The sequence below is a fragment of the Bradyrhizobium sp. 154 genome (genome assembly GCF_023073875.1).
Classification (GTDB): domain Bacteria; phylum Pseudomonadota; class Alphaproteobacteria; order Rhizobiales; family Xanthobacteraceae; genus Bradyrhizobium.
In genome coordinates, this window is record NZ_JADPKG010000101.1 from 209,692 (window position 1) to 230,267 (window position 20,576).

Genomic DNA, 20,576 nt, shown 5'->3' on the forward strand with positions numbered 1-20,576 from the left:
GCCGATCAGCCCTTGGTGACCAGCGGCGGCGCGTAGACCGGCGGGCTGTTGAGATCCCAGCGCACGCCGAGCTTGACGTCGTGCGAGGTGAGCTCCCTGATCTTGATAGAGGTCGGACCGGAGGCACTGTTGTCGAACAAGCGGTAGTTGCCAGGCGCCGCGTCGCCGAGGTTCATGTAGCTGTAGGCCAGTTCGACGGTGAACCCGGGATTGACCTTGTAGGCGAGACCGGCGTGAGCGGCCCAGGCGAAGTTCCACTTTCCGCTGTCTGCGAAGTAGGCGACGCTGTTGCTCGGAGTCGGGGTCAGCGCGGCGCTATAAGAAACGCCGTCGTCACGGAAGCCACTGATCTTGTTGTAGGAGCCGCCAACACCGGCGCCAATGAACGGGGTGATGCACCACCAGGTGCCGAGATCGACATAGGCATTCGCCATGACGACCCACTCGGACTTGCTCCCGCTGTAATTGTTTGTGCCGACGAAGCCGGGTCCAATGACGTTGTCCGCACCGTGCAGGTTAGCCTTGCCCCGGTACTGGCCGATCACGTCCGCACGGAACCAATTGTTGAAGCGATAGCCGACGCCGAGATCGAACAGTGGCGAAGAGTCGAAGCCGAGTCCCTCAGTCGACTTCTGATACCCAGCCGGCAGCGCGCTATCGATGCGCTTGGCACTCTGGTTGGTCATGCCAATATCACCGCGCAGATACCAGCCGCCGAAATCGGCGGGCGGGGCCGGCGGCGCGTACATCGGAGGGGGCGCCGCGATCGGCATATCGGCGGCGAATGCCATCGACGAGATCAGGGTTGCCGCACCCGCGGCGAGGAGAGACTTAACGCTACGCATTGGCTTCGTCCTTATGGCCGGTGAGGCAAAATGCAGCCGCCCCACGTTCTGGAAACTCACGGGAGGACGATGGCACCAAATGTTTAAGCGCCGCTTAACCCTAATTTTTAAGGTTGATTTTTTCTGACAGTACACGCGCGCGCCGCGCCAGCGTTGCAAAAAAGCAGCGCCAAATGCGACTTCCTTCGCCGCATTCCCTAACGATGTGTGAAACCGCAAGGCGGCAAGAGAGGATGTGTTAACGCGCGTGCCGCGGCAGCCTGGGTAGGAACACTGCAAGCAGGCCGATCGCCGGCAGAAAAGCGCAGACCTGATAGACGAAAGCGATCGAGGTGTGGTCGGCGAGCTTGCCGAGCACGGCCGCGCCCAGCCCACCGATGCCGAAGGCGACACCGAAGAACACGCCGGAGATCATGCCGAAGCGATGCGGCACCAGTTCCTGCGCGAACACGATGATCGATGACGTCGTCGAGGAGATGATCAGGCCGATGACGACGCTGAGCACCGCGCTCGCATAGAGGCCGGCATAGGGCAGCGCCAGCGTGAACGGCAGCGCGCCGAGGATCGAGATCCAGATCACGATCTTGCGGCCGAAGCGGTCGCCCAAGGGACCGCCGAGAAACGCACCCACGGCGTTCGCCGCCAGGAAGATGAAGAGATAGATCTGCGCAGCCTGCGTCGACACGCCGAAGCGGTCGATCAGGTAGAAGATGTAATAGCTCGACAGGCTCGATACGTAGAGCTGCTTGGAGAACAAGAGCGCGACCAGCACGAGCAGCGCGACCGCGACGCGGCGCGAGCTCGGACCACCCGGCTGGCTGTGAACGGGGGCTGCCTTCTTCGCCGTGATCTGCGGCGCGTACCAGCGGCCGATGCGCCACAGGATGAGGATCGCGAGGAAGGCGATCGAAGAGAACCAGGCGATGCTGCCCTGCCCGAACGGCACGACGATGAGCGCGGCCAGCACCGGTCCCATCGAGGTGCCGAAACTGCCGCCGAGCTGGAACACGGATTGCGCAAAGCCGTAGCGGCCGCCGGAGGCGAGCCGCGCGATGCGCGCCGACTCCGGGTGAAACACCGCCGAGCCGAGACCGACCAGCGCGGCGGCGACGAGAATGACGAGGTATTGATGCGCGGCGCTGAGCAGCAAGAGGCCGAAGAAGGTCGAGGCCATGCCGATCGCCAGCGAATAGGGCTGCGCCTTCTTGTCGGTGTAGTGCCCGACCACCGGCTGGAGCAGCGAGGCCGTGAACTGGAAGGCCAGCGTGATCATGCCGATCTGCGCGAAATCGAGCGCATAGGTGTCCTTCAGGATCGGATACACCGAGGCGATCAGCGACTGCATGGTGTCGTTGAGGAAGTGCGAGACGCTGATGCCGGCGAGCACCACGTAGACCGGCCCTGGCGCTTTGGCGGGCGCCACGTCGTTGACGACGACGGGCTCGGTCAGTGTTTCCTCTGAGACGACGACAGGCTTGTTCAATGCAGCAATCCCGGCGCGGCAGATTGCCGCGACCTCTTAGGTACGATGCAAGCGGCAGTAGAACCAGCGTCAACGGCAAATAGCTGGGATGCGCGGGTCTTACCCTCTCCCCTTGTGGGAGAGGGTGGATCGCCGCGTCAGCGGCGAGACGGGTGAGGGGTCTGCCTCCGCGAGTCTCTCTAGCAGTTGGGGGCGAGGATAGAACCCATCATCCGGCGCTTCGCGCCACCTTCTCCCACAAGGGGAGAAGGAAGAGCCCTTACGCCGCCGCCTGGCCCAGCGCGGAGACGATAGTGTCGACGACGTCCTCGACCAGGATGCGGTCCTCGCCCTCGCCCATGACGCGGATCACGGGCTCGGTGCCGGAGGAGCGGATCAGGAGGCGGCCGTGGCCGTTGAGGCGCTTCTCGCCGTCGGAGATCGCCGACTTGACGTCGGAATCGTCGAGCGGCTTGCCGCCCTTGTGGCGGACGTTCTTCAGGATCTGCGGCAGCGGATCGAAGCGGTGGCAGACTTCGGAGACGGGGCGGCGCAGCTTCTGCACCACCGCCAGCACCTGCAGGGCCGCAACGAAGCCGTCGCCGGTGGTCGCGTAGTCGGACAGGATGATGTGGCCGGACTGCTCCCCGCCGAGATTGTAGCCGCCGTTCAGCATCTGCTCGAGCACGTAGCGGTCGCCGACCGGCGTGCGGACGAGATCGAGCCCCTGCCCGTTGAGGAAGCGCTCGAGGCCGAGATTGGACATCACGGTGGCGACGATGCCCGGCCGCGACAGCCGGCCGTCCTCCTTCCAGCTTTGCGCGATCACCGCGAGCAGCTGGTCGCCGTCGACCAGATGGCCGCGCTCGTCGACCAGGATGACGCGATCGGCGTCACCGTCGAGCGCAATGCCGATGTCGGCGCGCATCTCGCGCACTTTCTTCGACAAGGCTTCCGGCGAGGTGGAGCCGCATTCCTTGTTGATGTTGAAGCCGTCGGGCTCGACGCCGATCGGCACCACATCCGCACCCAATTCCCATAGCGCTTCCGGCACCACCTTGTAGGCGGCGCCATTGGCGCAATCGATCACAACGCGCAGGCCGTCGAGCGACAGATCGCGCGGCAGCGTGCGCTTGGCGAATTCGATGTAGCGGTCATGCACGCCGTCGATGCGGCGGGCGCGCCCCAGGCTCGCGCTCTGTGCGAGACGCTTGTCGAGGGATTCATCGAGCAGCTGCTCGATCTGCCTCTCGACGTCGTCGGAGAGCTTGAAGCCCTGCGGGCCGAACAGCTTGATGCCGTTGTCCTCGAACAGATTGTGCGAAGCCGAAATCATGACGCCGAGATCGGCCCGCATGGATTTGGTCAGCATCGCGACCGCCGGTGTCGGCATCGGGCCGACTAGCAGCACGTCCATGCCGACCGAAGTGAAGCCCGCGACCATCGCGTATTCGATCATGTAGCCGGACAGGCGGGTGTCCTTGCCGATCACGACTCGATGGCGATGGTCACCGCGCTGAAACGCAAGCCCTGCGGCTTGGCCGACCTTGAGCGCGAGCTCCGGCGTGATCAGTCCGTTGGCGCGGCCCCGAATCCCGTCCGTCCCGAAATATTTGCGGCTCATATCGTCCCCCAGGCAACAACCAGGGACCCCTCTACAACCACGGGCTGCCCGAAAGGGCCCCGCATCCCTGATTTGCCGAGCACTTATAAAGCCATCGCGGCTAAGTTGGCTTCAAAAAATATGATAAATCATTACGGAACCGGGCACGCCGCTGCCCTGATAACGTATTGTTAACATTATATTTCCGAACTGGGAAGCCGGAACGGGAACGGAACCTGTCCCTAGCCGGTGCGCTTCACATGCCCGTCCCCGCGGCTCGGCGGCGGCTGGGTGACATTGACGGGATCGGAGGCGGGAAAGGTCTCTTCCAGACCTTCTTCCAGCGCTTCCTCGAGGGCGCGCTTCTCCTTGGTCTCTTCCGGCGAAGGTCCGGCGTGCGGCCTCGTCATGGCGCCCTCCTGCAAAACGGTCTGGCAAACGATTTGGCTGTGCATCCAACCATGCTAGATGACCCCGAAATCATCCGATGCAAGACGGGCCGGGGAAACGATCATGAAGCACATCACCTGTATCGACGATCTCCGTGCGCTGCATAAGCGCCGCGTGCCGAAGGCGTTCTTCGATTATTGCGACCGCGGCTCCTATGCCGAGGAGACGCTGCGCGCCAACCGCGAGGACATGCAGGCGATCAAGTTCCGCCAGCGCATCCTGGTCGACGTCTCCAAACGCGACACCTCGACCACAATCCTCGGCGAGCCCTCGACCATGCCGCTGATCCTCGCGCCCGTCGGCCTGCTCGGCATGCAGCATGGCGACGGCGAGATCCATGCCTGCCGCGCCGCGCAGGCCGCCGGTATCCCGTTCACGCAATCGACGATGTCGATCTGCTCGATCGAGGACATCGCCGCCAATGTCGAGAAGCCGTTCTGGTTCCAGCTCTATGTCATGAAGGACCGCGGCTTCATCAAGGACTTGATCCAGCGCGCCATCGCAGCGAAGTGCAGCGCGCTGGTGCTGACCGTCGATCTTCAGGTGATCGGCCAGCGCCACGCCGACATCAAGAACGGCATGACGGTACCGCCGGAATGGTCGCTATCGAAATTGCTGGATTTCGCCAGCAAGCCGGCCTGGGTTTCCGGCGTGCTGCAAGGCAAGCGCCGCACGTTCGGCAACATCGCCGGCCACGTGAAGAACACCGAGGATCTCAACCGCCTCGCCGAATGGACCGCGTCGCAGTTCGACACCTCGCTGAACTGGAAGGACGTCGAGTGGGTCCGCAGCATCTGGCCTGGCAAGCTCATCCTTAAGGGCATTTTGGACGTCGAGGATGCCGAGGAAGCCGCCAAGACCGGCGCGCAGGCCCTGGTCGTCTCCAACCATGGCGGCCGGCAGCTCGACGGCGCGCCGTCATCGATCGAGGTGCTGCCCGAGATTGCGGACGCGGTCGGCGAGAAGATGGAGATCATGTTCGACGGCGGCATCCGCTCCGGCCAGGACGTGATGCGCGCGCTCGCGCTCGGCGCCAAGTCCTGCATGATCGGCCGCGCCTATGCCTATGGCCTGGGGGCTGGCGGCCAGGCCGGCGTCGCCAAGGCGATCGACATCATCCAGAAGGAGCTGCTCACCACCATGGGCCTGTGCGGCGTCAACCGGATCGACGAGATCGACGATCATATCATTGCGGCAGCACCGTAGCGTCTTGGGTGGGCAGGGCGCTTGTCCACCGTAGCTCGACGAGCGAAGGCGGAAGCGTGGCGACCTTCGTTCCAAGTTGAGAGAAGACGTGGGCACGGCGCGAGCGCGCCTTTGCCCCTTGCTCGGCGAGATGCAGCAACACTAACAGCCTCGTCCCGGCGGAGGCGACCGCTCTCCCCTCACATTGGCGGCGTGAGGCCGTCGCGGCCGACGCTGACGCGGTTGGTCTCGAAAGAGCCGTCCGGCAATTGCTTCATGAAGGCGATGACCTTGGCACCGGTCTTCAGATCGGATTTGTCGCCGGGCACCAAGGTCACCACCGGGGTGTTGTCGGGAACGAACACCTTCTTCTCGCCGTCCTTGTACTTGACCAGCAGCGTGTGGCCGTCATTGCCGACCACGCTCTCGGCGACCGTCGCATTGGTCATGCTGGAGTTGGGCTTGAGGTCCCAGGGCCGCGAGCCCTCGCCGGTGCCGCGCATGCTCTCCGGAAACACGTGGACCTCGACCGCGTTCTGGCCGCCATCCGGCCCCGGCACGGTGGTGGCGCCGATGAACGAACCGGGCTTGATGTCGGCGAGTGAGATCTTGGTGATGCCCGAGACGTTCACATCAGCGGCGATGTGAAGCTTGAAATCTTCGCCGCTGCGCGACTTGACCTGCATGGTGTCGCCATTGACGTTCTCGATCGTGCCGCGCACACGCGTCGGCACCGGCGCTTTTTGGGCGGTGGCGCAGTAGGTCGAGAGGGTCACCATCGCGATGGCGAGAAGTGGACGTGTGAAAGTTGCGCGTTGAACAGACATGGCGGTCTCCGGTTGTCCCCACGGAGATAGAACTCCGGAACAGCCGCGCCATTCTCTCAAGTCTTTGTGAGATCGGCCTCGACCAGCGCGCGCAGCTCGGTGGTGACTTCAGGACGCCGGCCGAACCACAGCTCGAAGCCGCGCACCGCCTGGTGCAGCAACATGCCGAGCCCGTCGGCGGTCTTCAGCCCGTGCGCTTTGGCTGCCGCAAGCAGCGGCGTCACCAGCGGGACATAAACGAGATCGGCGACCACCGCCGCCTCCGGCAGGCGCGCCACATCGATATCGAGCGGAGGCTGGCCGTGCATGCCGAGCGAGGTCGTGTTCACGAGAAGTTTTGCACGCGGCAGCACGTCGTTGATGCTGTCCCATGTCACAGGATGCACCTTTGGCCCAAAGAGACTTGCCAGCGTCTCCGCCCGCGCGATGGTGCGATTGGCGAGATGGATGCGCTTGATGCCTTGCTCACGCAGGCCGAACACGACCGCGCGCGAGGAGCCGCCAGCCCCGAGGACCAGCGCCTCCTCAGCCGCATTCCAGCCGGGCGCGCTGGCGTCGAGATTGCCGATGAAGCCTTCGACGTCGGTATTGGTCGCGTGCAGCTCGCCGTCTTCGAACCACAGCGTATTGGCGGCACCCACAGCCGTTGCGCGCGCATCGGGTTTCGACAGCGCCAGCACGTCCTCCTTGTGCGGGATGGTGACGTTGGCGCCAACGAAGCCGCGCAGCGACAGCCGCAGCACGAAGTCACGCAAATCCTCGGGCGGGACAGCCTCGATGACGTAGCCGCCCTCGATCCCGAGCGTGCGCAGCCAGTAATGATGAATCAGCGGCGATCGCGAATGCGCCGCCGGCCATCCGATCAGACAAGCGGCGGGAGCCCTGGTCACGGTCGTCCTTCCCTCAAGCGATATGGAAGGCGATCCATTTCGCGTCCCGACGGCTCTGTCAAGCGCACGAGCGCCGCATCGCCACGGCGCCGTCAGCTCGCAGCAGCCTCATCGGCTGCAGAGCTCTTGATGTCAGCAATGGCGCGCTCGAGGCTCTGGCGATAGCGCGCGCGGGGCGGCGTCACGCCATGGGTGAGCAGCGCGCGGCGAACCGCTGGCGAGGCGCCCGTGATGAACAGCCTGATGCCCTGGCGATGAGCCCTCGCGGCGACGCGCCCGAGCACGTTCGCCGCGGTGGAGTCCAGGAACGGCACCGCGGCGAAATCGACCACGAAGGCCTTGCGCCGGTCGGCGATGCCGTCGAGCACGCTTCCGATCGCAGAGGCGGCGCCGAAGAAGAACGCGCCGGTGATGCGATAGACCAGCACGTCGCGGTCCACCGCAAGCGCGGGGTCGTAGGGAATGCGCGAACCGTTGCCGTCGTCGGGACGATCGGCGGCCACGAGCGGCGTGCGCTCCTCGATGCCCGTCGTCTCCGCCATGCGGTGGATGAACAGCACCGCGCCGAGCGCGAAGCCGACCAGAATGCCTTCGGTGAGATCGCGAAAGATCGTGAGCAGGAAGGTCGCGAGCAGCACGACGGCATCGCCCCATGACGAGCGCAGCAGCGTCGCGAATTCGTGCTTCTCCGCCATGGTCCAGGCCACGACCACGAGCACGGAGGCGAGCGCAGCCAGCGGAATGTAGCTTGCGAGCGGCGCCGCGATCAGCATGAACAACAGCAGGAAGAACGCGTGCAGCATCCCCGCGAGCGGCCCGCGCGCGCCAGCGCGGATATTGGTCGCGGTGCGCGCGATCAGGCCGGTGACGCAGATGCCGCCGAACAGCGCCGAGCCGATATTGGCGGCGCCTTGCGCCACCAGCTCGCAATTGGAACGGTGGCGGCGTCCGGTCATGCCGTCGGCCACCACTGCCGATAGCAGCGATTCGATCGCCGCCAGCAGCGCGAACGCAATCGCATCCGGCAGCACGGCCCTTGCCTTCTCAAGCGAGAAGGCGGGCAGCGCTGGCGACGGCAGCTCGCGCGGAATGCCGCCGAAGCGCGAGCCGATGGTCTCGACCGGCAGCGACAATACGGCAGTTGCGACCGCCGCAAACACGACCGCGATCAGGATGCCGGGCCAGGACGGCCGCCAGCGACGCAACACGCCAATGATGACGATGCTGACGATCGCGACCGCGACGGCGGCTGGATTGACGGTGTTGAGGCCGCCGGCGAGCGCAACGAGTTTCGGGACGAATTCGCTGGGCTCTTTTCCCGCAAGCGTGATGCCGCCGAGATCGCGGAGCTGGCTCGCAAAGATGATGACGGCGATGCCGGCAGTGAAGCCGACGGTTACGGGATAGGGAATGAACTTGATGTAGGTGCCGACCCGCAACAGGCCCGCCGTGACCAGGAACAGCCCCGCCATCAGGGTGGCGAGGATGACGCCCTCGACGCCGTGCCGCTCGGCCGTCACCGCAACCAGGACGATGAAAGCGCCCGCGGGTCCGCCGATCTGGAAACGGCTGCCGCCGAGCAGCGACACGATGAAGCCGCCGATAACGGCGGTGTAGAGGCCGCGATCCGGTGTCACGCCCGATGCGATCGCGATCGCCATCGACAGCGGCAACGCCACGATCGCGACCGTGAGGCCGGCGAAGACGTCGGCGCGAAAGTCCGCGGCGCCGTATCCCTCACGCCAGACGGTGACGAGCTTTGGCAAGTATAATTCGGCAAAAGTCGGCCGGCGAAGCTGATGCAGTCTGCCCGCGTGATCGCTTGTGATGCTCATGCCCCACGATGCTCCGAAGCATCGTGCGTCCCGTGTTGCCGAGGTGCGACGATGCGCTAGCCCATCCTGATCCCGAGCATGATCAACGCCCGATCATGCCCCCACCCGCCGCGGCGGCCCCGGCTGCTTGAGGCGAACGCCGCGCCCGCCGCTGTCGCTGCGGGCCTGCTCGCCGATCAGCTCGACGCCCGCCCGATCGAACGCCTCGACCACCTTGATCAGGGTCTCGACCACGCCGCGAACATTGCCGGTGCTGGCTTCCATCCGCTGGATGGTCGGCAGCGAAACGCCGGCGAGTTCGGCCAGGGTTTTCTGGTCAATGCCGAGCAGCGCGCGCGCTGCCCGCATCTGGAACGACGTGATCACCGTGGCCTCACGTATCAGAATCTATAAATGATATCTGGAGCATATACAATAATGCAAAATACATCATTCGGGGCCAACCGCAAGGGTTTCATGGGCTGCCCATGTCTGTCTCTCTGCAATCAATAAAGGTTGACAAGCCAGCGTCTCCCCTCGCCCTCTCCGCGCAAGGGCGGGGAGAGGGTAAGGGGACTGTGCTTCCCCAATAGATCACGCCGCGTGCTGATGAGCGGCGATGATCTGGTCGGCGGCGCGGCCGGTCACTTCGGCCATGTGGTCGAACTGGCGGGTGAAGCTGCCGGCGCCGGCGGTGGCCGAGCGCAGCTCGACGATCAGCTCACCGATCTCGGCTTCCGGCATCATGGCGCGGACGCAGTCCCAGCCGCTCCAGCCGTCTCGGGTGTCGAAGCCGAGGATCTGGCCACGCCGCGCCGACAGGATCGCGTTGATCTTGGCGGTGGCATCGGTCGGGCAGACGATCTCGACCATGTGGATCGGCTCGAGCAAGACCGGCTGGCATTGCGGCAGGCCCTCGTTGAGCCCGATCCGTGCCGCCGTGCGGAAGGCGAGGTCGGAGGAATCGACGCTGTGATAGGAGCCGTCGGTCAGCGTCACCTGCACGTCGGTGACAGGGAAGCCGAGCGGGCCGCGCGCCAATCCGTCGACGACGCCTTCCTCCACCGCGGGGATGTAATTGCGCGGCACCGCGCCGCCCACCACTTTTTCGGCGAACTTGAAGCCATCGCCGCGCGGCAGCGGCCTGATTTCGAGCACGACGTCGCCGAACTGGCCGTGACCGCCGGACTGCTTCTTGTGGCGGCCACGCTGGACGATCGGCTTGCGGATGGTCTCCTGATAACCGATCGCGGGCGGGTGCGAGGTGACCTTGACGCCGAAGCGGTCGCGCAGCCGCTCGCCGGCGACCCGCAGATGCATTTCGCCCTGGCCCCACAGCACGGTGTCGTGGGTCCGGGCGTTCTGCACGACCACCAGCGATGGATCCTCCTCGTGCAGGCGGGCCATCGCCTGGCCGAGCTTCACGTCGTCCTTGCGATCGGTCGCCGCGATCGAGATCGCGAGCACCGGCGGCGTCGGCTCCACGGTGACGAGCGCAGCCGGCGGGGTCTTGCCGCTCGAGACAGTGTCGCCGGTCTTCACGGGATCGAGCTTGGCGAGCGCGACGGTGTCGCCGGCTTCGGCCGAGGCACGCTTGGTGTCGTAGGCGCCATTGACGGCGAGGATGCCGGAGATGCGCCCCGCGCCGCCGGAAGAGGATTGCAGCGTGGCGCCGTCGTCGAGATGGCCGGCGAGCAGCCGCGTCAGCGACAATTTTCCGCCATGCTGCGAATGCAACGTCTTGAAGACGTAGCCGAGCGCATCCTTGGTCTCGGGAACGCCGAGACGTTTTGCGGTCTCCGCGACGCCCGGCGCCTCATGGCGCAGCGCCTTCATCAGGCGCAGCACGCCGTTTTCGCGCGCGGCGGCGCCCAGCAGTACCGGACAGATCAGCCCTTCGCGCAATTCACGGGCGAGATCGTCGAACACGGCATCGCGCGGCGGCTGGATGTCCTCGAGAAGCTGCTCCATCAGCGCATCGTCGTGATCGGCGAGCTTCTCCAGCATCGAGAAGCGGGCCTCTTTCTCGCGGTCGAGATTGCCGCCTTCGAGCGCGATCACCTCGGAGGCCTTGTGTTCGCGATAGATGAAGGCGCGCTCGAGCGCGAGATCGACGAAGCCCTCGATCAGCTCGCTTTTCCAGATCGGGATCTGGCGCAGTACCAGCGGCACGCGTGAGGCGGGCTGTAGCGTTGCGAGGCTCTCGCGGACGCGCTCGGTGGCGCGATCGATCTTGTTGAGGAACAGGAAACGCGGGATCTTCAGCTCTTCCAGTTCGCGCAGGATGATCTGAAGCTGCGGCAGCTTCTTCTCGTCGGCCTCGCAAACCACGACCGCGGCGTCGACCGCAGGCAGCACGGCGCGCATGTCATAGGCGAATTCAACGGAACCGGGACAGTCGAGGAAGGTGTAGCTGTCGCCCATGAAGGTCGTGGTGGCGGCAGTCAGGCCGACGGTCATCTTGTGATGACGGGCCTCGGGCGTGGCGTCACCGACAGAAGTTCCGGCATCGACGCTGCCGGCGCGGGGGATTGCGCCCGTTCGCGCTAGGATTGCTTCGAGAAGCGTGGTTTTACCGCTTTGGAATGGGCCCACTAGCGCAATGCACCGTGGACCTCGGGGACTTCTGACGTCCTGTCCCATTCGCCGCCTCCTTTTTTGTGGAGCTCGGCCCATGATTGGGTCGGCAAGCGCAGATGCTCTGCCCGTCCCCGAGATTTGGCAAGCATCAAACGTCGCTGCGGTGCGTCGTCGGCTCGATCAAGACTTCAACTCTTGACGATTGGTACGACTATCGGCCCGAGCGTTCCACCTCTCCGCGACGGGGGAGGCGAGCCGCCGCCGGTGCAGTTAGAATTGACGGCAATCAGCGGCCCGGACGGAGTTCCAGACTCTCCAGACCGGCGGCGACGTTGAGGCCGACCTGGCCCTGCACGCTGAGCGGCTGAAGGGCGATCGAATTGTTGGAGCCGCCGACCAGCACGTTGCCCCCAAGGCCGACGCCGACCGAGGCGCTGCCCTGCGCGCCGGCGTAATTGCCGGAGAGATCGCCGGGGCCGAGCCGGTCGACCGGCGCGAACACGCCCCAGGCGAGCGCCGTCTCCTGGGTGATGCCGATGTCGAGACCAACTTTGCGGATGGTCGCGACGTAGCGGTCGTCGGGTAGACCATCGGCGCGCAGCACGCAGCCGAGATGGGTCACCGATCCCACGATGAAGCCGACGCTGGCGCCGCCGCGGCACTCGAGCACGCCGACCCGTGCCATCCGCTGCTGCGCGCCGGCGGCAGCGACGGAGACAACGAGGCTTGCCGCTGCGAGCCCGGAGAGGAGGAACGAACGGCGCATGAAACGTCTCCGGCGATGATGGGGTGCGAGCAGGAAGGCGCGGCACACGCCGCATGATGGTCTATGCCACAATAGTTGTGGTGGGGCCAGCTCGCGCGGACGCGACAGAAAAAGGGCCCACTAACCGCGGGCCCTTTGATTTCACGTCGTTGCTGCGCGCTTACCGCAGATTGCCGCAGAAGCGCTGGATGCGCTTGCAGGCGTCTTCGAGGTCCGAAGTCTTGGTCGCATAGGAGATGCGGAACGCCGGTCCCAGGCCGAAAGCCGACCCCTGCACCACGGCGACGCCTTCGGTTTCCAGCAGCTCGGTGACGAACGTCTCGTCATTGTCGATCACCTTGCCCGACGGCGCGGTCTTGCCGATCGTGCCGGCGCAGGACGGATAGACGTAGAACGCCCCTTCCGGCCGCGGGCACTCGATGCCTTTGGCCTGATTGAGCATGGAGACGACGAGATCGCGGCGCTCCTTGAACACCTTGTTGTTGGCTGGGATGAAGTCCTGCGGACCGTTCAGCGCTTCGACCGCAGCCCATTGCGCAATGGACGACGGGTTCGAGGTCGACTGCGACTGGATCGTCGACATCGCCTTGATCAGCTGCGCCGGGCCGCCGGCATAGCCGATGCGCCAGCCGGTCATGCAATAGGCCTTCGACACGCCGTTCACGGTGAGTGTGCGGTCGTAGAGTTTCGGCTCGACCTGCGCGACCGTGGTGAACTGGAAGTCGTCATAGACGAGATGCTCGTACATGTCGTCGGTCATCACCCAGACGTGGGGATGCCTGAGCAGCACGTCGGTGAGCGCCTTCAGCTCGGACTTGGTGTAGGCAGCTCCCGTCGGGTTCGACGGCGAGCACAGGATCACCCATTTGGTCTTCGGCGTGATCGCGCGCTCCAGCGCCTCCGCCTGAAGCTTGAAGCCTGTCGCAGCGGTGCAGACCACCGGTACCGGCTCGCCACCGGCGAGCGCCACCATCTCGGGATAGCTGACCCAATAGGGCGCGGGAATGATCACCTCGTCGCCCGGATTGATGGTCGCCATCAGCGCGTTGTAGAGCACCTGCTTGCCGCCTGTGCCGACGATGATCTGGTTCGGCTTGTAGACGACGCCGTTCTCGCGCTGAAACTTGGCGATGATGGCTTCCTTCAACTCGGGAATGCCGTCGACCGCAGTGTACTTGGTCTTGCCGGCTTCGATAGCGCGGATCGCCGCCAGTTTGATGTTGGCGGGCGTGTCGAAATCGGGCTCGCCGGCGCCGAGGCCGATGACGTTGCGGCCCGCCGCTTTCAGCGCGCGTGCTTTATCCGTGACCGCGATGGTCGCGGACGGCTTCACACGGTCGAGCGCAGCGGCAAGGAAGGACATCGTCATCTCCTGACAAGCGTCGTGAAGCCCTTCGCCTCACGACTCCGATTGTGGGAATGAGCCACCCTAAAACGGGAGCCGCTGCACCGCAAGAAACTTCGGCCCGATCTCGAAGAAGTTTACGGATTTCCCGCGCTTCGAGGCGCGATTACCGCAATGTTCCGCAACTTTGCCAGCCAAATCCCTCATATCCGGCAAGGCTTGTCCTCGGAGCAATTTGTCGCTTCCGGCCGAAGTTTTCTCATGGCGCGCTTGCCGTCGTCTGAAGTTTCGCCGGCCCAAATGGCGAAGCCTTGGCGTAGCCGCGTCCCAGCCATCTACACCTGGCCGCGCGCACGAAGAACGTGGATGCCTCGGACAAGCCCGGGCATGACGGCGCGCTGCATCCAAATCGCATGCGATCGTCGCCGACCTCACGAATGCCCGACGCAACGCGCCCGTGCTCTAACGCAAGCGTGATCTCGTTTGCGCGGTCGCGCGGAAATGATCTTTCGTGGCGTTGCAGTGCGGTAGGGATTTCGAGTTTTTCTATTGGCTGGCTCTTGCAGCGGATTCGCATCGGCATCATTGTTTAGCCGCGCTGCAGGGCAGCCAGCGCCGCGCCTTCCCGTCCTCGGAAACGAACTCCCAGAATGTACAAACTCTATTCGATGCAGCGCTCCGGCAACAGCTACAAGGTCCGCCTTGCGCTGGCGCTGCTCAACGTGCCTTACGAAGCCATCGAGGTCGACATTCTGCGCGGCGAGAGCCGCACGCCGGACTTTCTGGCGAAGAACCCGTCGGGCCAGGTGCCGCTGCTCGAGGTCGGCGGCGACCGCTATCTCGCCGAGTCCAACGCCATCCTCTGGTACGTCGCCGTCGGCACGCCGCTCGCGCCAGAGAACCGCATCGACCGCGCCGAGGCGCTGCAATGGATGTTCTTCGAGCAGCACGCGCTCGAGCCCAACATCGGCGCGGCCTATTTCTGGCTGTCGCTGGTCAAGGGCGGCCGCGATCTCCAGACCCATTCGCTCGAGGACTGGATGGAGCGCGGCTATGGCGCGCTCCAGGTCATGGAGAACCATCTCAAGACCAACGCCTATTTCGCCGCGCGCCAGCTGACGGTCGCCGACATCGCGCTCTACGGCTACACCCACCTCGCCGACCGCTGCGATTTCGACCTTTCGACCTTCCCGGCGATCCGGGACTGGCTGAAGCGCGTCGAATCTGCGCCCGGCTTCGTCACGATGGACTGGCGCCCGGCCGACGTCGACGACCCCGCCAGCATCGCCGTGGGCGCCTGACAGGCTAGTCCCCGCTGGCGAATAGCGGGCACAAGGGTCGTCTTTGCCGCAATCTCGCCGTTTTCGGCGCGACGGCCGCCGCAATGTTGCCCGTTGAAACGGTGAAATTGTCCCGCGTCGCGGGTGATTCGCTCGCGTGTTGAAGGATTTAGACCCATGACTCGGGCGTCCGGCACGGCAGGCTTCCAGGGCCGATCCGCCACCGTCGCGTCTTCCCGGCTGACCAATGCGGTCGCGGCCTCGCTCGCCGTCGCCGCGCTTTCGCTGTGCCTGATCGTCACGCTGACGGTCATGTCGACCAAGGCGACCATGGCAATGGGCCTGCCGATCTGATTCCCGTTTCATCCTGGACCAGCCTTCAAGCCGCCGTGTGGCCCTTGCCGACCGGCATTGCGACAGGACCTCGATGAAGTCACCTGTGGTAGTCGTTGCAATCACGCTGACTGCGGCCATCCTGGTCGCGGCGTCGCTGTTGATTTTCACCGGCATGCGCAAGAGCTCGGGCACCTCGACGCTGAATGCACCGTCGCTGCAACAGCGCCTCAGGCACTCGCACTTGGTCTAAAATCATCCGAAAGATTTGCGCTCCGCGGCAAGGGTCTCTTAAGCGCGCCGCGCGAAATCGCATCGCATCAGCGCAACGATGAGCCAGTGTTGCTGCGTTGCCTCGTTCAGGAGGAGCGAGACTGGCCCATGCGGCTCGGGTGGCGTGCGATCTCCGGTCCGGTGCTGACGGCAGCGACGCTGCTGCTGGCGATGCTGTTCGATCACTTCATCCCCACTCCCTCCCCTGCGCCGCTGTTGGTCTGCATCGTGGCGCTGGCCGGTGCGCTGTCGGGTCTCGCCTCCGCCATGACCAGCGCAGCCATCGCGGTCGCCGGCGCTGCGCTGCTCTTCCTTAACCAGCATGGCGTCTCCGGATACGGCATCGCAGACCTGGTCCGGCTCGGCCTGCTGGCAATCATGGCCGCCGGCACCGCAGCCGTCACCGGCCTGATGCGCGAGCGGCTGCTCGGCACGTTCGCGGGCGAGCGCCAGAGCCACGCTACCGCCGCGCGCTTGTCGGCCGCGCTCGACCAGATCGATATCGGCGTCGTGCTGCTCGATGCCGAGACCCGAGCCGAATTCATCAACCGCGCGTTCCGCGATTATTTTGCGGTGCCCGACCAGATCGCCGACCGCAAGCCGCCCTTCATCGCGCTGATGTATCACGGCCGCGATACCGGCGCGTTCGAGCTGCCCGAGGACGAGCTCGGCGCCTTCATCGCGCAGCGCATGGAGATGGTGCGGATCGGCGATGCCAGGCCGATCAACATCGCCTTGCGCAATGGCGAGGTGCTGCGTTTCGTCTGCACCGCGCTGCCCGACGGCGGCCGCATGCTGAGCTACACGCCGGTGACCGATCTCGTGCGCCACACCGACGCGCCCGCGCGTGCCGACTACTACCGCTCGCTGCGCGATCCGGCGAACCGAAGGCTGATCCGCTCTTTGCGCCTTGCAGAGTGATGCGACAGCAGGATTGATCGGCAGCGCGATAATCTCGTATCAAGGATGCCTCACCGGCCGTTGGCATCCTCCGAGCCCAGGAATTTCAGATGTCCCTCACCATTCGCTCCGTCACGAAGCAGGATTACGAACAATGGCTGCCGCTGTGGGACGGCTACAACACCTTCTACGGCCGTTCGGGCCCGACCGCGCTCGCGCCAGAGATCACGCGCATGACGTGGCAACGTTTCTTCGACGCCTATGAGCCGGTGCATGCGCTGGTCGCCGAGAGCGACGGCCAATTGCTCGGACTGACGCATTATCTCTTCCATCGCAGCACCACCGCGATCGAGCCGTCCTGCTATTTGCAGGATTTGTTCACGCGCGAGGCCGCGCGCGGCAAGGGGGTTGCCTCGGCGCTGATCTATGGTGTGTATGAGCGGGCGAAACTGGCGAGGTCGCCGCGCGTCTATTGGCAAACGCACGAGACCAATGTCACCGCGCAGCGACTGTACGACAAGGTCGCGGAGCGGTCCGGCTTCATCGTCTATCGCAAGATATTCTAATCTTCGCAGGCAGCGCCTGTGGATAATTCCTGCCTGTCACCCGCGCGTAACACAGCGGAACTACGCTGCACCTGCGTCTGGTCAGGCCCCCCGTCACCGATCAAGCGCCCCAAGCGGTCCCCGTCAGTCGCCGCGTCTGACAGGGGCCGCATTTTTTATGGCAGTCACTTCGCGCCGCGCCCGACCGTCTGCATCACCTCAAAACCTTCGAACTGGGGATGGCCGAGATAGAGCGGCTTGTTGTCGCCAGCCCGGTGATGCGCCGCGCGAAATGCCTCCGACTTGGTCCACGCCTCGAACGCCGCGTAATTCGCCCACACCGTGTGCGAGGCGTAGAGCGTATGGTCTTCGAGCTCGGGGCCCTTCAACAGATGGAATTCGACGAAGCCCGGCACCGTGTCCAGATGAGTGTCGCGCGTGAGCCAGACCTGCTCGAAAGCGGCCTCGGAGCCCTTGGCGACGCGGAACCGGTTCATGGCGATGTACATTGCGGTGATCTCCTGATGTCGCATCATTATCGCGTCATTGCGGGGCGCGCGGCAAGGCGCGGGCCCGGTATCCATTTTGCGATTCCGGGTTCGCGCTACGCGCCCCGGAAATGACGGGCTGTTATTACGCCACCAGCCCCTTCATCGGCTTTGCGGCGGCGCTGTCTGGAAACACCGTCTCCGCCAGCACGCGATCGGACAGGCCAAATTGTCCTTGCAGCACGCCCTTGATCACGGAGCGCAGATCGGTAGTCGGCTTGAGGTCGCGCCCTTCGTGGAGGTTGGCAAGCTTGAGGCCGGGCCAATCGGCGATGACGCGGCCGGCCTTCACCGCGCCGCCGGCGAGCAGCGCCATCGTTCCCGTGCCGTGATCGGTGCCGTCAGTGCCGTTGATGCGCGCGGTGCGGCCGAACTCGGTGGCGACGACGACCACCGCGTCGCGCCAGCGTTCGCCGAGCCCGCTTTCGAATTCGGCGAGCGCGCCGTCGAGGCCGCCGAGCAGGAAGGCGAGACGCCCCACAGGCCCGCCTTCATTGGCGTGTGTGTCCCAGCCGTCGAAGGCGAGCGCCGCGATGCGCGGACCATCGTCGGCCGCCATCAATCTTGCCGCGCCGTGCGCCACCTGGCGCATCTGCGCGGCTGCGTTGCCGCCCTTCGGCTTCATGTCGTCGCCGCTTGCGGCCTTGTCGAGCTGAAGGCCTTGCGCCAAGGCCGTCGCCAGCACGGGATCGCGATGGCGGTAGAGCTCGACGAGGCGCATTGCAGTGTCGTCGTCGGCCTGCGGCAGCGCGACCGGCGCCCAGCCGACGGTCGGCGCATTGCCGCGCAGCACCAGCGGCGTGGTCGGGCCGACAGCGAGGCCGCTCGATACCCGCTCGCCGCGCGGTAGCACTTCCAGCGCGCGATTGAGCCAACCGGACTGCACCCGGCCCGGGCCGGCATAGCCGCTTTCGAGCACGTCCTGGCCGTCGAAATGCGAGCGATCGCGATACGGTGTTGCAACGGCGTGGATCACCGCGGCGTGCTTGTCGCGGTACATGCGTGCGAACTCCGGCATGGCGGGATGCAGCGCAAAGAAGCTATCGAGCATGGTCGCGGGGTGTGCGCCGTCAGCCGTGAGCGCGATCGAGCCGTGCAGGCCGGCGTAATCGGGGTCGCCGATCGGGGCAACGGTCGAAAGCCCGTCGAGCGCGCCGCGCAGGATCACCACGACCAGGCGCGGATCGTGCCCGTCGGCGCCGCGTGCGAATTTCGGCAGGTAGGCCCAGGCCGCGAAAGAGGCGCCGCCGAGCAGGAGCCCGCGGCGCGAGGCGAGGAGCCGGTTCTCGACGCAGTCGATCATCGTCATCTCCGCTGCATTTCCGGCGACATCAGCAGCAGCGCCAGCGCCTGCTGCCGCGACTCCGCGCGCTCGATGGTTCGTCGCGTCTCGATGGAGGCCGCATCGGCTGCGGCGAATTCCAGCAGGTCGAGCGGATCGATGGTGTTGCCGAGCCGCGAGCCGATTTGCGCCGCGATATCGAGCCTGAGCTTCATGCCCTCGGGTGCGGCCCAGGCTGCATTGGTGTCGGGAAAGCCGTTGGGCCCGGCCGGCGACCATAGCGGTTGCCCGAGCAGGTTGAGGCCATTGAGATAACGGCTCGGATCTTCCGGCACGCGCGCGAGCAGCCGGCCGCTCGCGACCAGGAAATCGTAAGGCGAGCGCATCTTGGTCAGCGGCGCTTTCCACGCTTCGTCGGAATCGACCAGCGCCATGGCAAGCGCCTTGAGGTCGCCATCGGTCTTGACGAAGATGTCGCGCAACCGCGCAACGAGAGACGGCGGCGGATCATCGGCAACGAAGTGGCGGACGAACTTGGTGGCGATGAAATTCGCGGTCGAGGGATGGCGCGCGAGGTCGGCGAGCGCGGCCTCGCCTTGCGCGAGGCCCGCCTGGCCGTAGGTCTTGCCGAGCAGGATCTGCGGCCCCGGCTGATGCGCATTGACGTTGAACACGAAGGAGCCGGGCGCCCCCAGCTGCCCCTGGCGGCCGGCGAAGGTCCAGCCCGTGATGATGCGCGCGAGCGAGGTGACATCGTCCTGCGTGTAGCCGCCGCCGACGCTGAGCGTATGCAGCTCCATGATCTCGCGCGCCAGATTCTCGTTCAGCCCGCGCTTGCGGTTTTGCCCCGCACGCGAATCCGGTCCGAGCGATTGCTGGTTATCGAGAAAGAACAGCATCGCCGGATGCTGCTCGACCGCCTTGAGCATGTCGGCGAAACGCCCGAGTACGTGCGGCCTGATCGCCTCGCGCTCGAACGCGCCGGCCCAGATCCGCGCCAGCTCGCCCTTGCTCGCGGAGATGCAGAAATGGTTGGACCAGAACACGACGAGTCGCTCGGTGAAGCCGCACTCGACGAGGGTGGCCCGCTGCAACCGCGCCAGCGCCTCGGCGCGAAATGTCTTCTGGATGACGTTGAGCGGCTGCGGCGCGGGCTTTGCGGCGGGCGGCGCGCCGGGGCTGGGCTGCATGGCCTCCGGCTTCGCCGCGTTGTCCGCTGGTCTCGCATCCGCCATCTGGCCGGCGACCTCGCTTGCGGCTGCGTTCAGCGAGAGATTGCGGCGCAGGGCGGGCTTCTGATCGGCAGACGCTTGTGTCGGCGTTTCAGCGGCCGCCGTGGCCTTGGCGGCCTCGCGCGCCTGCTTGACCTCGTCCTGATAGGCGAACACCGCCTGCCCGAGCTGCGGCGTCGATTGCAGACCCGGCGCTTCCAGCAGCACGCCATTGGGACGCGCGAGCTCTGCCTTGACGAAACCGCGCGGGTCGGAGGCGGCATCGATGAGATCGCCGGACGCGCCGCCGCCGCCGCCGAAGCCGAAGCGGTTGAGCGCAACGAGGGCGGCTTGCGAATCACGGGCCATCGGTCTGTCCTTCGCGCGCCGGGAGCCGCTTTCCGAGTCCGTGCGCAAGGCATAATATACCGCAGCGG

The 20,576-nt window shown here is 65.4% G+C and carries 20 protein-coding genes; 6 read left to right on the forward strand and 14 right to left on the reverse strand.

Features of this window, described 5'->3' with window-relative positions:
- Positions 1–5: 5 nt before the first annotated feature.
- The 4 genes from IVA92_RS23685 to IVA92_RS23700 all read right to left on the reverse strand — a co-directional run bounded on the left by IVA92_RS23685 (position 6) and on the right by IVA92_RS23700 (position 4,320).
- On the reverse strand, positions 6–845 hold the full coding sequence (locus tag IVA92_RS23685) for an outer membrane beta-barrel protein (RefSeq protein WP_247277502.1): 840 nt from the start codon (positions 843–845) through the stop codon (positions 6–8).
- Positions 846–1,083: 238 nt separating this feature from the next.
- Positions 1,084–2,328, reverse strand: a complete 1,245-nt coding sequence (locus tag IVA92_RS23690; RefSeq protein WP_247277503.1) for an MFS transporter — start codon at positions 2,326–2,328, stop codon at positions 1,084–1,086.
- Positions 2,329–2,587: 259 nt separating this feature from the next.
- A complete protein-coding gene (glmM, locus tag IVA92_RS23695) occupies positions 2,588–3,931 on the reverse strand; it encodes a phosphoglucosamine mutase (RefSeq protein WP_247277504.1) in 1,344 nt (447 codons plus the stop codon).
- A gap of 221 nt (positions 3,932–4,152) precedes the next feature.
- Positions 4,153–4,320 carry a hypothetical protein gene (locus IVA92_RS23700; protein ID WP_247277505.1) on the reverse strand — a complete coding sequence of 56 codons (168 nt, stop codon included), beginning with the start codon at positions 4,318–4,320 and terminating at the stop codon, positions 4,153–4,155.
- A 103-nt stretch (positions 4,321–4,423) separates the two neighbouring features.
- Between IVA92_RS23700 and IVA92_RS23705 the strand changes: the two genes are divergently transcribed.
- Positions 4,424–5,566, forward strand: coding sequence for an alpha-hydroxy acid oxidase (locus IVA92_RS23705; protein ID WP_247277506.1), 1,143 nt, complete (start codon positions 4,424–4,426; stop codon positions 5,564–5,566).
- A 179-nt stretch (positions 5,567–5,745) separates the two neighbouring features.
- Here IVA92_RS23705 and IVA92_RS23710 read toward each other — a convergent pair whose 3' ends face one another.
- The 7 genes from IVA92_RS23710 to IVA92_RS23740 form a co-directional block, all read right to left on the reverse strand.
- The gene (locus IVA92_RS23710) at positions 5,746–6,372 is read right to left on the reverse strand and encodes a hypothetical protein (protein WP_247277507.1); all 627 of its coding nucleotides are present in this window, start codon (positions 6,370–6,372) and stop codon (positions 5,746–5,748) included.
- A 56-nt stretch (positions 6,373–6,428) separates the two neighbouring features.
- Entirely contained in the window at positions 6,429–7,262 is an 834-nt protein-coding gene (locus IVA92_RS23715) for a shikimate dehydrogenase (RefSeq protein ID WP_247277508.1), read from the reverse strand.
- Between the two features lie 92 nt (positions 7,263–7,354).
- Positions 7,355–9,097, reverse strand: a complete 1,743-nt coding sequence (locus IVA92_RS23720) for a SulP family inorganic anion transporter (protein WP_247277509.1) — start codon at positions 9,095–9,097, stop codon at positions 7,355–7,357.
- Between the two features lie 93 nt (positions 9,098–9,190).
- Positions 9,191–9,463, reverse strand: a complete 273-nt coding sequence (locus tag IVA92_RS23725; RefSeq protein ID WP_247277510.1) for a helix-turn-helix transcriptional regulator — start codon at positions 9,461–9,463, stop codon at positions 9,191–9,193.
- 207 nt (positions 9,464–9,670) lie between these two features.
- The gene (locus IVA92_RS23730; RefSeq protein WP_247277511.1) at positions 9,671–11,719 is read right to left on the reverse strand and encodes an elongation factor G; all 2,049 of its coding nucleotides are present in this window, start codon (positions 11,717–11,719) and stop codon (positions 9,671–9,673) included.
- Between the two features lie 223 nt (positions 11,720–11,942).
- On the reverse strand, positions 11,943–12,422 hold the full coding sequence (locus IVA92_RS23735) for a DUF992 domain-containing protein (RefSeq protein ID WP_247277512.1): 480 nt from the start codon (positions 12,420–12,422) through the stop codon (positions 11,943–11,945).
- A 160-nt stretch (positions 12,423–12,582) separates the two neighbouring features.
- Entirely contained in the window at positions 12,583–13,785 is a 1,203-nt protein-coding gene (locus IVA92_RS23740) for a pyridoxal phosphate-dependent aminotransferase (protein ID WP_247277513.1), read from the reverse strand.
- Positions 13,786–14,417: 632 nt separating this feature from the next.
- Here IVA92_RS23740 and IVA92_RS23745 point away from each other — a divergent pair.
- The 5 genes from IVA92_RS23745 to IVA92_RS23765 all read left to right on the forward strand — a co-directional run bounded on the left by IVA92_RS23745 (position 14,418) and on the right by IVA92_RS23765 (position 17,119).
- Positions 14,418–15,068 (forward strand): glutathione S-transferase family protein, encoded by a 651-nt coding sequence (locus IVA92_RS23745; RefSeq protein WP_247277514.1) that lies wholly within the window; start codon positions 14,418–14,420, stop codon positions 15,066–15,068.
- A 156-nt stretch (positions 15,069–15,224) separates the two neighbouring features.
- A complete protein-coding gene (locus IVA92_RS23750; RefSeq protein ID WP_247277515.1) occupies positions 15,225–15,401 on the forward strand; it encodes a hypothetical protein in 177 nt (58 codons plus the stop codon).
- Between the two features lie 73 nt (positions 15,402–15,474).
- Complete coding sequence (locus tag IVA92_RS23755; RefSeq protein WP_247277516.1) at positions 15,475–15,633, forward strand: hypothetical protein; 159 nt, start codon at positions 15,475–15,477, stop codon at positions 15,631–15,633.
- A gap of 128 nt (positions 15,634–15,761) precedes the next feature.
- Positions 15,762–16,574, forward strand: coding sequence for a PAS-domain containing protein (locus tag IVA92_RS23760; RefSeq protein WP_247277517.1), 813 nt, complete (start codon positions 15,762–15,764; stop codon positions 16,572–16,574).
- Between the two features lie 89 nt (positions 16,575–16,663).
- The gene (locus IVA92_RS23765) at positions 16,664–17,119 is read left to right on the forward strand and encodes a GNAT family N-acetyltransferase (RefSeq protein WP_247277518.1); all 456 of its coding nucleotides are present in this window, start codon (positions 16,664–16,666) and stop codon (positions 17,117–17,119) included.
- Positions 17,120–17,283: 164 nt separating this feature from the next.
- On the opposite strand, the gene IVA92_RS23770 is transcribed toward IVA92_RS23765, so the two are convergent.
- From IVA92_RS23770 to IVA92_RS23780, 3 genes are all read right to left on the reverse strand, one after another.
- Complete coding sequence (locus IVA92_RS23770) at positions 17,284–17,607, reverse strand: antibiotic biosynthesis monooxygenase (RefSeq protein ID WP_247277752.1); 324 nt, start codon at positions 17,605–17,607, stop codon at positions 17,284–17,286.
- 124 nt (positions 17,608–17,731) lie between these two features.
- A complete protein-coding gene (locus tag IVA92_RS23775; RefSeq protein ID WP_247277519.1) occupies positions 17,732–18,955 on the reverse strand; it encodes a DUF1501 domain-containing protein in 1,224 nt (407 codons plus the stop codon).
- Entirely contained in the window at positions 18,952–20,508 is a 1,557-nt protein-coding gene (locus IVA92_RS23780; RefSeq protein ID WP_247534453.1) for a DUF1800 family protein, read from the reverse strand. Before IVA92_RS23780 ends, IVA92_RS23775 begins: the two co-directional genes overlap by 4 nt.
- Between the last annotated feature and the right edge of the window lie 68 nt (positions 20,509–20,576).

Bases quoted from the DNA above. Each gene is read 5' to 3' on its own strand.
- IVA92_RS23685 (WP_247277502.1), bottom strand. From the start codon at position 845: ATGCGTAGCGTTAAGTCTCTCCTCGCCGCGGGTGCGGCAACCCTGATC.
- glmM (WP_247277504.1), bottom strand. From the start codon at position 3,931: ATGAGCCGCAAATATTTCGGGACGGACGGGATTCGGGGCCGCGCCAAC.
- IVA92_RS23700 (WP_247277505.1), bottom strand. From the start codon at position 4,320: ATGACGAGGCCGCACGCCGGACCTTCGCCGGAAGAGACCAAGGAGAAG.
- IVA92_RS23705 (WP_247277506.1), top strand. From the start codon at position 4,424: ATGAAGCACATCACCTGTATCGACGATCTCCGTGCGCTGCATAAGCGC.
- IVA92_RS23710 (WP_247277507.1), bottom strand. From the start codon at position 6,372: ATGTCTGTTCAACGCGCAACTTTCACACGTCCACTTCTCGCCATCGCG.
- IVA92_RS23720 (WP_247277509.1), bottom strand. From the start codon at position 9,097: ATGAGCATCACAAGCGATCACGCGGGCAGACTGCATCAGCTTCGCCGG.
- IVA92_RS23730 (WP_247277511.1), bottom strand. From the start codon at position 11,719: ATGGGACAGGACGTCAGAAGTCCCCGAGGTCCACGGTGCATTGCGCTA.
- IVA92_RS23735 (WP_247277512.1), bottom strand. From the start codon at position 12,422: ATGCGCCGTTCGTTCCTCCTCTCCGGGCTCGCAGCGGCAAGCCTCGTT.
- IVA92_RS23740 (WP_247277513.1), bottom strand. From the start codon at position 13,785: ATGTCCTTCCTTGCCGCTGCGCTCGACCGTGTGAAGCCGTCCGCGACC.
- IVA92_RS23745 (WP_247277514.1), top strand. From the start codon at position 14,418: ATGTACAAACTCTATTCGATGCAGCGCTCCGGCAACAGCTACAAGGTC.
- IVA92_RS23750 (WP_247277515.1), top strand. From the start codon at position 15,225: ATGACTCGGGCGTCCGGCACGGCAGGCTTCCAGGGCCGATCCGCCACC.
- IVA92_RS23755 (WP_247277516.1), top strand. From the start codon at position 15,475: ATGAAGTCACCTGTGGTAGTCGTTGCAATCACGCTGACTGCGGCCATC.
- IVA92_RS23760 (WP_247277517.1), top strand. From the start codon at position 15,762: ATGCGGCTCGGGTGGCGTGCGATCTCCGGTCCGGTGCTGACGGCAGCG.
- IVA92_RS23765 (WP_247277518.1), top strand. From the start codon at position 16,664: ATGTCCCTCACCATTCGCTCCGTCACGAAGCAGGATTACGAACAATGG.
- IVA92_RS23770 (WP_247277752.1), bottom strand. From the start codon at position 17,607: ATGTACATCGCCATGAACCGGTTCCGCGTCGCCAAGGGCTCCGAGGCC.
- IVA92_RS23775 (WP_247277519.1), bottom strand. From the start codon at position 18,955: ATGACGATGATCGACTGCGTCGAGAACCGGCTCCTCGCCTCGCGCCGC.
- IVA92_RS23780 (WP_247534453.1), bottom strand. From the start codon at position 20,508: ATGGCCCGTGATTCGCAAGCCGCCCTCGTTGCGCTCAACCGCTTCGGC.